9 protein-coding genes are annotated in these 14,044 nt (G+C 71.8%); 7 read left to right on the top strand and 2 right to left on the bottom strand.

All coding sequences use genetic code 11. The features are described from left to right. The first annotated feature begins 20 nt into the window (after positions 1 to 20). The gene (locus ACIBCA_RS32370) at positions 21 to 731 is read left to right on the top strand and encodes a TetR/AcrR family transcriptional regulator (RefSeq protein WP_396286630.1); all 711 of its coding nucleotides are present in this window, start codon (positions 21 to 23) and stop codon (positions 729 to 731) included. Between the two features lie 539 nt (positions 732 to 1,270). Beyond that, positions 1,271 to 2,176, top strand: coding sequence for a UTP--glucose-1-phosphate uridylyltransferase (locus ACIBCA_RS32365; protein WP_396286629.1), 906 nt, complete (start codon positions 1,271 to 1,273; stop codon positions 2,174 to 2,176). A gap of 136 nt (positions 2,177 to 2,312) precedes the next feature. Here ACIBCA_RS32365 and dapD read toward each other — a convergent pair whose 3' ends face one another. Next, positions 2,313 to 3,311, bottom strand: a complete 999-nt coding sequence (gene dapD / locus ACIBCA_RS32360) for a 2,3,4,5-tetrahydropyridine-2,6-dicarboxylate N-succinyltransferase (RefSeq protein WP_396286628.1) — start codon at positions 3,309 to 3,311, stop codon at positions 2,313 to 2,315. Between the two features lie 230 nt (positions 3,312 to 3,541). On the opposite strand from dapD, the gene ACIBCA_RS32355 reads away from it, so the two are divergent. From ACIBCA_RS32355 to argF, 3 genes are all read left to right on the top strand, one after another. Then, the gene (locus ACIBCA_RS32355; RefSeq protein WP_396286627.1) at positions 3,542 to 5,122 is read left to right on the top strand and encodes a 3' terminal RNA ribose 2'-O-methyltransferase Hen1; all 1,581 of its coding nucleotides are present in this window, start codon (positions 3,542 to 3,544) and stop codon (positions 5,120 to 5,122) included. Continuing rightward, positions 5,119 to 7,725 carry a polynucleotide kinase-phosphatase gene (locus tag ACIBCA_RS32350; RefSeq protein WP_396286626.1) on the top strand — a complete coding sequence of 869 codons (2,607 nt, stop codon included), beginning with the start codon at positions 5,119 to 5,121 and terminating at the stop codon, positions 7,723 to 7,725. The genes ACIBCA_RS32355 and ACIBCA_RS32350 overlap by 4 nt, the downstream gene beginning before the upstream one ends. A gap of 140 nt (positions 7,726 to 7,865) precedes the next feature. Then, entirely contained in the window at positions 7,866 to 8,867 is a 1,002-nt protein-coding gene (gene argF / locus ACIBCA_RS32345) for an ornithine carbamoyltransferase (RefSeq protein WP_396286625.1), read from the top strand. A 22-nt stretch (positions 8,868 to 8,889) separates the two neighbouring features. On the opposite strand, the gene ACIBCA_RS32340 is transcribed toward argF, so the two are convergent. Continuing rightward, complete coding sequence (locus ACIBCA_RS32340) at positions 8,890 to 9,417, bottom strand: superoxide dismutase family protein (RefSeq protein ID WP_396286624.1); 528 nt, start codon at positions 9,415 to 9,417, stop codon at positions 8,890 to 8,892. Between the two features lie 358 nt (positions 9,418 to 9,775). On the opposite strand from ACIBCA_RS32340, the gene acnA reads away from it, so the two are divergent. Together acnA and ACIBCA_RS32330 are read left to right on the top strand one after the other, a co-directional pair. Beyond that, positions 9,776 to 12,451, top strand: a complete 2,676-nt coding sequence (gene acnA, locus ACIBCA_RS32335) for an aconitate hydratase AcnA (RefSeq protein WP_396286623.1) — start codon at positions 9,776 to 9,778, stop codon at positions 12,449 to 12,451. A 210-nt stretch (positions 12,452 to 12,661) separates the two neighbouring features. Then, positions 12,662 to 13,987 carry a glycoside hydrolase family 18 protein gene (locus ACIBCA_RS32330; RefSeq protein WP_396286622.1) on the top strand — a complete coding sequence of 442 codons (1,326 nt, stop codon included), beginning with the start codon at positions 12,662 to 12,664 and terminating at the stop codon, positions 13,985 to 13,987. Positions 13,988 to 14,044 lie beyond the last annotated feature (57 nt).

Below are 14,044 nucleotides of genomic sequence, written 5' to 3'. Positions count from 1 at the left end.
GAACGGAAGGCGGTCAGAAGATGGCCCAGCAGGCAGAACCAGCGCGCCGGACGCCCCTCAACCGGGACCGCGTGCTGCGTGCCGCCGTCGCGCTCGCCGACCGCGCCGGCAACGAGGCGTTGAGCATGCGCAGCCTGGCGCACGAACTGGACGTCGTGCCGATGGCGCTCTACAAGCACGTGGCCAACAAGGAGCAACTCCTCGACGGCATGGTGGATGTCATCGTCGGCGAGATCGAGCCCCCGGCCGGCGACGCGAACTGGAAGAGCGCGATCCGCCGCCGCATCCTCTCGGCACGACGAGCGCTACTGCGCCACCCCTGGGCTTCGCGCGTCATCGAGTCCCGAACCAGCCCGACCCCCGGCGTACTCGACTACCTGAACTCGATCATCGGCATGTTCCGGGCCGGCGGTCTGTCCGCCGACCTCACCCACCACGCGATGCACGCCCTGGGCAGCCGCGTATGGGGGTTCACCCAGGAGCTGTTCCCGGCCTCGCCGAGCCCGGCTCCGGCCGACGCCGACCCCCAGGCGCTCGCGGACCTGCTGGGCGAGATGGCCGCCCGGTACCCGCACATCGTCGAGATCGTGCTGGCTCGGCCGCACGACGGCGAATCGGTCGTGGGCCAGGGCTGTGACGACCAGTTCGAGTTCGAGTTCGCCCTGGATCTCCTGCTGGACGGCTTCGAACGACTCCACCGGCAGGGATGGACATCCGCCGAGCGATTCTGACGCGACGGCAGTACCTGCCTGCTGGGCCGGGCAACAGATCCTCACGGCGCCCTCTCGCGCCGCGTCACCATGTCAGGGTTTCCGCGCAGGCTCTTGGAGAGTGGGTTCAGTCCGCCGGAAAGGCACTGCTCGTCGCTGGGCGCTTGGGCATGCCCAAGCGCCCAGCGACCCGGGGGCGGGATGCGAGGGCAGGGGGGCGGGCGGGGGAAGTGTTTGAAGGAGTGGGCGAAGGGCGCAAATTGGCCCCTGGAATTCGCCAACTGCGGTGAGGGGCCCTGGGAGGCGTGCTCTTTGCCTTCCCGGTCGTGGTGCGCAGCGCGCGTGGGGCAAATATTGGCCCCTTGGGGATAGAGGAGTGCGGGCAAGGGGCCAAAGTTGGGCCCAGGGCGGGCTGGTCAAGCGGGTGAGTGGGGTGTTGGGCCGGCGGTGCGGTGGTGTTCAACTGGGGGACGCTTGGGGGTGGATGATCTTGGGGGTTGCGTTGGTAGCGTCGGTGGCTGAGTGAGTGTCAGCGAAGTGAGAGCGCGAAAGAGGGTCATATGGCTCCCAAGACGATCCGCCGTGCCGTCATCCCGGCGGCCGGGCTGGGTTCCCGGTTGCTGCCCCTGACCAAGGCGACGCCGAAGGAGATGCTGCCGGTCGGGGACAAGCCGGTGATCGAGCACACCGTGCGGGAGTTGGTGGATTCCGGGGTCACCGACATCACGATCGTCGTGTCGGGTGACAAGAGCCTGATCCAGGAGCACTTCCGGCCCAACCCGGTGCTGGTGGACCAGTTGCGCCGGGACGGTAAGACGGCGTTCGCGGATTCGGTGGAGGAGATCGGGGAGCTGTCCCGCAAGGGGCACATCAGCTACCTGTACCAGCAGGGCCCGTACGGCAACGGCACGCCGGTGCTGAACGCGGCGCGGCACTTCGGGGAGGAGCCGTTCCTGGTGCTGTGGCCGGACGACGTGTTCGTGGCCGAGGTGCCCCGGGCGCAGCAGCTGATCCGCGCGTACGAGCAGACCAACGCGCCGGTGCTGGCGCTGATGCCGATGGCGCCCGAGGACTCGTACCGCTACGGCGTGCCGGTGGTGAAGGAGGACCTCGGGGGCGGTTCGCTGCGCATCAGCGGCCTGGTGGAGAAGCCGAAGCCGGTCGACGCGCCCTCCGAGTACGCGGCCATCGGCGGTTATGTGATCACCCCGGGCATCGTCGACGAGATCCGCGAGCTGACCCGCCGCTGGCACGAGAAGCCGGAGGACGAGGTGTACCTGACCGACGCCATCAACGTCTACGCGACCCGGCGCGCCGTCTACGGCCAGGTCATCGACGGCACCTGGTACGACACCGGCAACCCGGCCGCGTACCTGCGCGCCCAGTTCGCGGCCGCCCTCGCCGACCCCGAGTACGGGCCGGACCTGCGCCGCCTCGCCGCCGGGCTCTCCCCCGCCGGGGAGTAGGAGGACGGCTTCGGCCGTCGCTCGGTCGGGTGAAGTAGAGGGAGTAGGGGGAGTAGGGGGAGTGGAGGGAGTAGGAGAACGAGAAGGGTCCGGCCGCCGCGGGAGGCGGCGGCCGGACCCTTCCGGACGGACAACGTCAGTTGTGCGCGTGCAGGTCCGCGTTCAGGCCGCCCCAGGAGCCGGAGCGGGCGATGACCTCGACCGCGCCGCTCTGCGAGTTGCGGCGGAACAGCAGGTTGTCCTGGCCGGACAGCTCGACGGCCTTGGCCACGGTGCCGTCCGGGGTGGTGACCCGGGTGCCGGCGGTGACGTAGAGGCCGGCCTCGACGACGCAGTCGTTGCCGAGCGAGATGCCGATGCCGGCGTTGGCGCCGAGCAGGCAGCGCTCGCCGACCGAGACGACCTGCTTGCCGCCGCCGGAGAGGGTGCCCATGATCGAAGAGCCGCCGCCGATGTCGCTGTGGTCGCCGACGACGACGCCCGCGCTGATGCGGCCCTCGACCATCGAGGTGCCCAGCGTGCCGGCGTTGAAGTTGACGAAGCCCTCGTGCATCACGGTGGTGCCGGCGGCGAGGTGGGCGCCGAGGCGGACGCGGTCGGCGTGGGCGATGCGCACCCCAGACGGGGCGACGTAGTCGGTCATGCGCGGGAACTTGTCGATCCCGTAGACGGCCAGCTGGCCGCCCTGGGCGCGCACCGCGAGGCGGGCCCGCTCGACCTGGTCCACCGGCACCGGGCCGATGCTGGTCCACGCGACGTTGGCGAGCAGCCCGAAGATGCCGTCCAGGTTCTGCCCGTGCGGCTGGACCAGCCGGTGGCTGAGCAGGTGCAGCCGCAGGTAGACGTCGTGGGTGTCGAGCGGCTTCTCGTCGAGTGAGGCGATGGTGGTGCGTACGGCGACCACCTCGACGCCCCGGCGGGCGTCGGCGCGCAGGGCGTCGGCGGCGCCGACGCCGAGCTCGGCCTCGGCCTGCTCGGCGGTCAGCCGCACGGTGCCGGCCGGGCCGGGCTCGGCGGCCAGCGCGGGCGCGGGGTACCAGGTGTCGAGGACGGTGCCGTCGGCGGCGATGGTGGCCAGGCCCACGGCCACGGCCCCGCTCGGGAGGGAAGAGGAGGAGGTGGTTTCAGCAGTCACACCGAGCACGGTAACCAATGCGGGGGCGCGCTGCCGACCACGCCCGCCGGCCGGACGCTCCCGCGCCCCGACCGCGCCCCGACCGGACCCCGACCGCGCCCCGACCGCGCCCCGACCGCGCCCCGACCAACACCCCGCCCGCGCCGCCGCCGACAGACTCGCAGGTCATGGCGCACCGCCGCCGGAAAACCCGGTGCCCGGCCGCCCACTCGTCGGCAATACTCGCTCGGGTGTTCATGTCGATCTCCACCACCGGCAGCACCGAGAGCCCGGCGACCGATCTCGGATTCCTGCTGCACAAGCACCCGGGCAAGGTCCAGCGGTTCGCGACGTCGCACGGCGAGGCACACGTCTTCTACCCCGAGGCGGGGGACGAGCTGTGCACGGCGGCGCTGCTGCTGGAGGTCGACCCGATCGCGCTCGTCCGCAAGGGCCGTGGCAAGGGTCGCGGCGGCTCGCCGGACTTCGCGCTCGCCCAGTACGTCAACGACCGCCCGTACGCGGCCTCTTCGCTGCTCGCGGTGGCGCTGCGCACGGTGTTCCGCTCGGCGATGAAGGGCTCCTGCGAGCTGCGCCCCGAACTGCCCGGCCGGGTACGGCCGTTGCGCATCTCGCTGCCCGCCGTGCCGGCCAACGGCGCGGGCGAGGGCGGCGGGGTGGCCATGGTGGCCCGGCTGTTCGAGCCGCTGGGCTGGCGGGTCGAGGCCACGGCGATCCCGCTGGACGAGCGCTTCCCGGAGTGGGGCGAGTCCCGCTACGTCCGCCTGGAGCTGGCCTCCGACGCGATACGGCTGGCGGACGCCCTCCACCAGCTCTACGTGCTGCTGCCGGTGCTGGACGGCGCCAAGCACTACTGGGTCGCCCCGGACGAGGTCGACAAGCTGCTCGCCGCCGGCGAGGGCTGGCTGGCCGGTCACCCGGAGCGCGCCCTGATCACCCGCCGCTACCTGTCCCGGCGCTGGTCGCTGACCAGGCTCGCCATGGAGCGTCTGGAGCTGGCCCGCCTGGCGGAGGCGGACGACCGCGAGGTCGAGGAGATCGACAACGCGGTCGACGACCGGCCGGAGGAAGCCCAGGACCAGGCCCAGGAGGAGCAGGCCCCCAAGCCCCCCTCCCTCGCCGAGCAGCGCCGCACCGCGATCCTCGCCGCCCTGCACGAGACCGGCGCCGCCCGCGTCGCCGACCTCGGCTGCGGCCAGGGCGAGCTGATCGGCGCCCTGCTCAAGGATGCCCGCTTCACGGAGATCCTCGGCGTGGACGTCTCCGTGCGCGCCCTCCAGGCGGCCGCCCGCAAGCTGCGCCTGGACCGCATGCCCGAGCGCAAGGCGGCCCGGGTGTCGCTGGCGCAGGGCGCGCTGACGTACACCGACGCCCGGCTCAAGGGCTACGACGCGGCGGTGCTCTGCGAGGTGATCGAGCATCTGGACGTGCCGCGCCTGCCCGCCCTGGAGTACGCGGTGTTCGGCGCGGCCCGGCCGAGGGCGGTCGTCGTGACGACGCCCAACGCCGAGTACAACGTCCGCTGGGAGACCCTGCCAGCGGGTTCCGTCCGGCATGCCGACCACCGCTTCGAGTGGTCCCGCGCCGAGTTCGGTGCCTGGGCGGAGAAGGTCGCCGCCGCGTACGGCTACACCGTGGAGCTGCGCCCGGTCGGCCCGCTGGACGAGGAGGTCGGTGCCCCGACCCAGCTCGCCCTGTTCCGCACCGACACCGCCGAAAGCGCCGCAATCACGGCAGTCACCACGCCCGAAACCCACACCACCACGCCCGAAACCCACGCCACCCCGCCCGAAGGAGGCGACCCCCGATGACCGACACCGACGACACCGACGACACCACCACGGAGAACCGGGCCCCGAGCCGCCTCCTCCCCGTCACCGACGTCTCCCTCGTCCTCCTGATCGGCACCAGCGGCTCCGGCAAGTCCACCTTCGCCCGCCGCCACTTCCTCCCCACCCAGGTCGTCTCCTCGGACTTCTGCCGAGGCCTGGTCGCCGACGACGAGAACGACCAGTCGGCCTCCGCCGAGGCGTTCGATGTCCTGCACTACATCGTCGGCAAGCGCCTGGCCGCCGGCCGCCTCACCGTCGTGGACGCCACCAACGTCCAGCCGGAGGCCCGCCGGCAGCTGGTCGCGATCGCCCGCGAGCACGACGTGCTGCCCATCGCGATCGTCCTGGACGTCCCGCCGGGCGTGTGCGCCGAGCGCAACCGCTCCCGCCCGGACCGCCAGCTGCCCGCCCACGTGATCCCCCGCCAGAACCGCGAGCTGCGCAGGTCCCTGCGGGGCCTGGAGCGCGAGGGTTTCCGCAAGGTGCACATCCTGCGCGGCGAGGCCGAGGTCGCGGCGGCCGGGATCGAGATCGAGAAGCGCTACAACGACCTGCGCCACCTCTCCGGCCCCTTCGACATCGTCGGCGACATCCACGGCTGCCGCTCCGAGCTGGAGACCCTGCTCACCCGCCTCGGCTACGTGCTCACCCGGGACGCCGAGGGCCGCCCGGTCGACGCCGCGCACCCTGAGGGCCGCACCGCCGTCTTCGTCGGTGACCTGGTCGACCGCGGCCCGGACACCCCGGGCGTGCTGCGCCTGGTGATGGGCATGGTCGCGGCCGGCCACGCGCTCTGCGTGCCCGGCAACCACGAGAACAAGCTCGGCCGCGCGATGGACGGCAAGAAGGTCACCGTCTCGCACGGCCTCCAAGAGTCCCTGGACCAGCTGGCGGGCGAGAGCGAGGAGTTCAAGGCCCGGGTCCGCACCTTCATGCGCGACCTGGTCAGCCACTACCTGCTGGACGGCGGCGCCCTGGTGGTCTGCCACGCGGGCCTGCCGGAGCGGTACCACGGCCGCACCTCCGGCCGGGTGCGCTCGCACGCCCTGTACGGGGAGACCACCGGCGAGACCGACGAGTACGGCCTGCCGGTGCGCTACCCGTGGGCGGAGGAGTACCGGGGCCGCGCGATGGTCGTCTACGGCCACACCCCGGTGCCGACCGCGAGCTGGATCAACAACACCATCTGCCTGGACACCGGCTGCGTCTTCGGCGGCAGCCTGACGGCGCTGCGCTACCCGGAGCGCGAGCTGGTGAGCGTCGAGGCCGAGCGGGAGTGGTACGCCCCGGTGCGCCCGCTGGTCACGGACGCGCCGGGCGCCCGCGAGGGCCGTCCGCTGGACCTCGCCGACGTGGCAGGCCGCCGGGTCGTGGAGACGGCCCTGCACGGCCGGGTCGCCGTCCGCGAGGAGAACGCGGCGGCGGCGCTGGAGGTGATGAGCCGTTTCGCGCTGGACCCGAGGCTGCTCGCCTACCTCCCGGCGACGATGGCGCCGAGCGCCACCTCCCGCCGCGAGGGGTACCTGGAGCACCCGGAGGAGGCGTTCGCCGGCTACCGCGCGGACGGCGTGCGCCACGTGGTCTGCGAGGAGAAGCACATGGGCTCGCGCGCGGTGCTGCTCGTCTCCCGGGAGGACGCGGCGCTGGAGCGGCGCTTCGGCACCGCCGGGCCGGGTGCGATCTGGACGCGCACCGGCCGGGCCTTCCTCGCGGACGACGGCCTGAGCGCGGCCGTCCTGGGACGCGTCCGTGAGGCGGCCGAGCGGGCGGGCCTGTTCGAGGAGCTGGGCACGGACTGGCTGTTGCTGGACGCCGAGCTGATGCCCTGGTCGCTCAAGGCGGTGGAGCTGCTGCGCCGCCAGTACGCGGCGGTCGGCGCGGCCGCCGGCGCCGCCCTGCCCACGGCGCTGGAAGCCCTGGAGCGGGCGGCCGGGCGCGGCCTGGACGTCGAGGAGCTGACCGGCCGCCAGCGCCGGCGCGCCGCTGACGCGCAGGCGTTCACCGAGGCGTACCGGCGCTACTGCTGGCCGACCGAGGGCCTGTCGGGCATCCGGCTGGCGCCGTTCCAGGTGCTCGCCGCCGAGGGCGCCAACCTCGCCGTGCGCCCGCACGACGAGCACCTCGCCTGGATCGACCGCATGGTGGAGGCCGACGGCGGGAAGCTGCTCCACCGCACCGGCCGGCTGCTGGTCGACACCGGGGACGAGGCGTCGGTGGCCGCCGGCATCGCCTGGTGGGAGGAGCTGACCGGCGCGGGCGGCGAGGGCATGGTGGTCAAGCCGCTGGCCTCGCTGGTGCGCACGCGGCGCGGCGAGGGCCGCCCCGGCGGGCTGGTCCAGCCGGGTGTGAAGGTGCGCGGGCGCGAGTACCTGCGGATCATCTACGGCCCGGACTACACCGGGCACCTGGACCGGCTGCGCGAGCGCGGGCTCGGCCACAAGCGCTCGCTGGCGCTCCGCGAGTACGCGCTGGGCCTGGAGGCGCTGGACCGGCTGGCGGCGGGGGAGCCGCTGTGGCGGGTGCACGAGCCGGTGTTCGCGGTGCTGGCACTGGAGTCGGAGCCGGTCGACCCGCGGCTGTGACCCATCGACCACGCGAGCCGGACGAGGGGGAGTTCCACCAGGGGCTTCCCCTCATTCACCGCCCATCCTGCATATAAATTCGAACTCTCGTATACACTTGCCGCTTCGTTCGGTCCGCCCCGTCAACCCAGGAGCCCGGCATGGCCTTCAACCTCCGGAACAGGCACTTCCTCAAGGAGCTCGACTTCACGCCCCAGGAGTTCCGCTTCCTGGTGGACCTGGCCGCCTCGCTCAAGGCGGCCAAGTACGCCGGCACCGAGCAGCCCCGGCTGCGCGGGAAGAACATCGCGCTGATCTTCGAGAAGACCTCCACCCGCACCCGCTGCGCCTTCGAGGTCGCCGCCCACGACCAGGGCGCCACCACCACCTACCTGGACCCGTCCGGTTCGCAGATGGGCCACAAGGAGTCCGTCAAGGACACCGCCCGGGTGCTGGGCCGGATGTTCGACGGCATCGAGTACCGGGGCCACGGCCAGGAGGTGGTCGAGGAGCTGGCCGCGTACGCGGGCGTCCCCGTCTGGAACGGGCTGACCGACGAGTGGCACCCCACCCAGATGCTGGCCGACGTGCTGACCGTCACCGAGCACACCGCCAAGCCGCTGGCGGAGGTCGCCCTCGCCTATCTCGGCGACGCCCGCTCCAACATGGGCAACTCGCTGCTGGTCACCGGCGCACTGCTGGGCATGGACATCCGGATCGTCGCCCCGCGCGCCCTCTGGCCGGCCGAGGACGTGCAGAAGGCCGCCCAAGCTCTGGCCGAGAGCAGCGGCGCCCGGATCACCCTCACCGAGGACGTGGCGGCGGGCGTGGCGGGCGCCGACTTCCTCTACACCGACGTCTGGGTCTCGATGGGCGAGCCCAAGGAGGTCTGGGCCGAGCGCATCGAGCTGCTCAAGCCGTACCAGGTGTCGATGGACACCGTCCGCGCCACCGGCAATCCGGACGCCAAGTTCCTGCACTGCCTGCCGGCCTTCCACGACCTCGGCACGGCGCTGGGCCGGCAGATGTACGAGGCCACGGGCATGACCGAGCTGGAGTGCACCGACGAGCTGTTCGAGTCGGCGCACTCCATCGTCTTCGACCAGGCCGAGAACCGCCTGCACACCATCAAGGCCGTCCTGGTCGCCACGCTGGGCTCCTGAGGGCGCAGCGGCGGAGCAGCGGCTACAGCTTCACGCAGGCCACCCGGTCGCCCGCCGCGTGGCGGCCGGCCGGGGTGCCCGCGTGCAGCACCAGCGAGCGCGCCTCGCCCGGCCGTGGCTGCCAGGCCACCGTCGCCGAGGCCGCGCCCTCCCCGGTCGCGTCGGTGCGCAGCACCAGCCGCAGTTCGTTGCGCTCGTTGGCGTAGGCCGGGTCGGTGGAGGGCTGCACCGGATCGACGGCGTCCTGGTAGTGCGGCCCGGAGGAGGCCGGCTCGGCCCCGCAGGTGCCGGTGTGCAGGTGCACCGGGAAGGTGTGGTCGGCGGCCAGCCCGCGCACCGTCAGGGTGAGCCTGGTACGCCCGGGCGCGGAGCGGTCGGTGACGATCCGGGCGTGCGAGCCGTACGGGACCAGGTCCTGCGCGTAGCTGATCGCGGCGGGCGGGACGAAGGCGGTCGCCGGGTCGAAGTCCGCCTCGACGACGGAGACGGGGGAGGCGGCGGGCGCGAGCAGCGCCAGCGGCAGCAGGGCGGCGGCGAACGGAGCGGTCATCGGACGGGCCTTCCACGGGCGGCGGGTCGATCGTCCCCCTGCCTAACGCCCCGGGGGCGGCCGAGGACACCGCCGCCGCCCTCGCCCCGGCCTCGCCCCGCCCTCATCCGCCCTCACCCCGCCCCCGCCCGGCGTCGTCCCCGGCCTCACCCGGCGTCGCCCGGAAGGGGTGGGGCTGCGATGGTGGAGGAGGCGCCATGCACTATGGTTTATCTCGACATCGAGATACCTGGCCCGTAGGATATATCTCGACATCAAGATACTTGCCGAGAGGCGCTCGCCGGCGATGCGGGTGAGGCAAGCCTAAGTAAGGCTGACCTTACCACCGTGTGACGGCCGGATACCGCACGAAGCACCCATGAAGGAGTCAGTCGTGTCCGCGAACAGCTTCGACGCCCGCAGCTCGCTGCAGGTGGGCGACGAGTCGTACGAGATCTTCAAGCTCTCCGCCGTCGAGGGTTCCGAGCGGCTGCCCTACAGCCTCAAGGTGCTGCTGGAGAACCTCCTCCGCACGGAGGACGGCGCGAACATCACCGCCGACCACATCCGCGCCCTCGGCAACTGGGACGCCACGGCCCAGCCGAGCCAGGAGATCCAGTTCACGCCGGCCCGCGTGATCATGCAGGACTTCACCGGCGTGCCCTGCGTGGTGGACCTCGCCACCATGCGCGAGGCCGTCAAGGAGCTGGGCGGCGACCCGGCCAAGATCAACCCGCTGGCCCCGGCCGAGCTGGTCATCGACCACTCCGTCATCGCGGACAAGTTCGGCACCCCGGACGCCTTCGTCCAGAACGTCGAGATCGAGTACGGCCGCAACAAGGAGCGCTACCAGTTCCTGCGCTGGGGCCAGACCGCCTTCGACGAGTTCAAGGTCGTCCCCCCGGGCACCGGTATCGTCCACCAGGTCAACATCGAGCACCTGGCCCGCACCGTCATGGTCCGCGGCGGCCAGGCGTACCCGGACACCTGCGTCGGCACCGACTCGCACACCACCATGGTCAACGGCCTGGGCGTGCTGGGCTGGGGCGTCGGCGGCATCGAGGCCGAGGCCGCGATGCTCGGCCAGCCGGTCTCCATGCTGATCCCGCGCGTGGTCGGCTTCAAGCTCAACGGCCAGCTGCCGGCCGGCACCACCGCCACCGACCTGGTCCTCACCATCACCGAGATGCTGCGCAAGCACGGTGTGGTCGGCAAGTTCGTCGAGTTCTACGGCGAGGGCGTCACCGCGATCCCGCTGGCCAACCGCGCCACCATCGGCAACATGTCGCCGGAGTTCGGCTCGACCTGCGCGATCTTCCCGATCGACGCCGAGACCATCAACTACCTGAAGCTCACCGGCCGCGACGAGCAGCAGCTCGCCCTGGTCGAGGCGTACGCCAAGGAGCAGGGCCTCTGGCACGACCCGTCGGTCGAGCCGGTCTACTCCGAGTACCTCGAGCTGGACGTCTCCACCGTCGTCCCGTCGATCTCCGGCCCGAAGCGCCCGCAGGACCGCGTGGTCCTGGCCGAGGCCGCCACCAGGTTCGCCGAGGCGCTGCCGGCCTACTCGGCCGAGGCGTCGAAGCCGACCACCGTGACCGCCGCCGACGGCTCGACCTACGAGATCGACAACGGCGCGGTCGTGATCGCCTCGATCACCTCCTGCACCAACACCTCCAACCCCTCCGTCATGCTGGGCGCCGCCCTGCTGGCGAAGAAGGCCGTGGAGAAGGGCCTGCACGTCAAGCCCTGGGTCAAGACCACCCTGGCGCCCGGCTCCAAGGTCGTCATGGACTACTACGAGAAGGCCGGCCTGCTCCCGTACATGGAGAAGCTGGGCTTCAACCTGGTTGGCTACGGCTGCGTCACCTGCATCGGCAACTCGGGCCCGCTGCCCGAGGAGGTCTCGGCCGCCGTCAACGAGGCCGACCTGGCCGTCGTCTCGGTGCTCTCCGGCAACCGCAACTTCGAGGGCCGGATCAACCCCGACGTCAAGATGAACTACCTGGCCTCCCCGCCGCTGGTGGTCGCCTACGCCCTCGCCGGCAACATGAACATCGACATCACCCGCGACGCCCTGGGCCAGGACGCCGACGGCAACGACGTCTTCCTCGCCGACATCTGGCCGTCGGAGCAGGAGGTCGCGGACACCGTGGCCGGCTCCATCGACGAGGCGATGTTCGACAAGGGCTACCAGGACGTCTTCGCCGGCGACCACCGCTGGCAGTCGCTCCCGGTCCCGACCGGCAACACCTTCGAGTGGGACTCCGAGTCCACCTACGTCCGCAAGCCCCCGTACTTCGAGGGCATGGCCAAGACCCCGAGCCCGGTGACCGACATCGCCGGCGCCCGCGTCCTGGCCAAGCTGGGCGACTCGGTCACCACCGACCACATCTCCCCGGCTGGCAACATCAAGCCCGGCACCCCGGCGGCGCAGTACCTGACCGCCAACGGCGTGGAGAAGCGCGACTTCAACAGCTACGGCTCGCGCCGCGGCAACCACGAGGTCATGATCCGCGGCACCTTCGCCAACATCCGCCTGCGCAACCAGATCGCGCCGGGCACCGAGGGCGGCTACACCCGCGACTTCACCCAGGCCGACGCGCCGGTGTCGTTCATCTACGACGCCTCGCAGAACTACCAGGCCGCCGGCATCCCGCTGGTCGTCCTGGCCGGCAAGGAGTACGGCTCCGGCTCGTCCCGCGACTGGGCCGCCAAGGGCACCGCGCTCCTGGGCGTCAAGGCCGTCATCGCCGAGTCGTACGAGCGCATCCACCGCTCGAACCTGATCGGCATGGGCGTCCTGCCGCTGCAGTTCCCCGAGGGCGAGAACGCCGAGTCCCTGGGTCTGACCGGCGAGGAGACCTTCTCCTTCACCGGCGTGACCGAGCTCAACGAGGGCCGCACCCCGAAGACCGTCAAGGTCAAGGCCGTCGGCGCGGACGGGACCAGCAAGGAGTTCGACGCGGTCGTGCGCATCGACACCCCCGGTGAGGCGGACTACTACCGCAACGGCGGCATCCTGCAGTACGTGCTGCGCTCGCTGATCGGCTGATCGAGCACATCGGCTGATCGAGCACATCGGCTGAGAAGTTCAGTAGCTCCTGAAAAGGGGGCCGGACCCGCGACTTCGCGGGCCCGGCCCCCTTTTGCATGCTGCGCCGACCGCGCCCACCCCCTTGTGCGATGAACGGCGGATGGACTAAACCTCTGTGCAATCTGGTCCAGACCATTATTCGACGCCGCCTCAGAGAACGGGTCCGGTATGCCCAATCGCGCCTCAGCCCTGCTCGCCGCCGCCACCGTCGCCGCGCTGCTCGCCGCCCCCGCCACCGCGAACGCCGCGGACGGCGGCCACGGCCACGGCCCGAAGCTGAAGGGCCAGCGGGTCGGCTACTTCACCCAGTGGGGCGCCGACAGCTCCGCCAAGCGCGTCCAGGAGTCCGGGCAGGCTTCCAAGCTGACCGTCATCAACTACGCCTTCGGCAACGTCTCCGCGGACGGCACCTGCTTCGAGTCCAACGACTCCGGCCAGGGCGACGCCCTCGACGACTACCAGCGCCCCTTCTCCGCCGCCGCCTCGGTGGACGGTGTCGCCGACGCCCCCGGCCAGAAGCTCAAGGGCCACTTCAACCAGCTGCGCAAGCTCAAGGCGAAGAACCCGCAGCTGCGCGCCGTCATCTCGCTCGGCGGCTGGAGCTGGTCCAAGTACTTCTCCGACGCGGCCGCCACCGAGGCGTCCCGGCAGAAGTTCGTCTCCTCCTGCCTCGACCTCTACATCAAGGGCAACCTGCCCGTCCTGCCCGGCTCCCCGGAGGGCGGCGCCGGAGCCGGCGCGGGCGTCTTCGACGGCATCGACATCGACTGGGAGTACCCGGGCGGCGGTGGGGACGCGGGCAACGTGGTGCGCCCCGAGGACGGCCGCAACTACACCCTCCTGATGCGGGAGTTCCGCCGCCAGCTCGACGCACTGAACGGCAACGGCAGCGGCAAGCACGGCAAGCACTACCTGCTCACCGCCGCCGTCGCCGCCAACGAGACCGTCGCCGACCGGCTCGAACTGCCCGAACTGAGCGAGTCCGTGGACTGGCTCAACCTCATGACCTACGACCTGCACGGCCCCTGGGAGGGCAAGGGCCCGGCCAACCACCAGGCCAACCTCTACTCCGACCCCACCGACCCGGAGCCGCGCCAGCGCTCTGCCGACAAGGCCGCCGAGCACTACCAGGAGCGCGGCCTGCCCGGCGAGCAGCTCGTCCTCGGCGCCCCGCTGTACGGCCACGGCTGGACGGGCGTCGCCCCCGGCCAGCGCGGCGGCCTCTACCAGAAGGCCACCGCCTCCGCCCCCGACGTCTCCTACCGGGAGGCCGACGCCCTGCCCGGCAAGGTCTACTACGACCGCGAGCACGGCGCGTCCTGGAAGTACGACGGCAGCACCTTCTACAGCTACGACACCGCCGACGTCCTCACCCAGAAGGCCCGCTACGTGCGCTGGAACGACCTCGGCGGCGTGATGGTCTGGTCGCTGGACGGCGACGACGATCGCGGCAGCGCGATCGCGGCCCTCGACCGGGGCCTGCGCCGCGACTGACCCGCGCCGCACAGGAAGAGCCGGAGGGGCCCGCCGTACGCGTGTACGGCGGGCCCC

Origin of the sequence: Kitasatospora sp. NPDC051170 (assembly GCF_044455705.1) — a bacterium.
In the GTDB taxonomy this organism is placed as follows: Bacteria; Actinomycetota; Actinomycetes; order Streptomycetales; family Streptomycetaceae; genus Kitasatospora.
The sequence above is the reverse complement of the archived record's forward strand: the minus strand, read 5'-3'. Positions and strand labels throughout refer to the sequence as shown.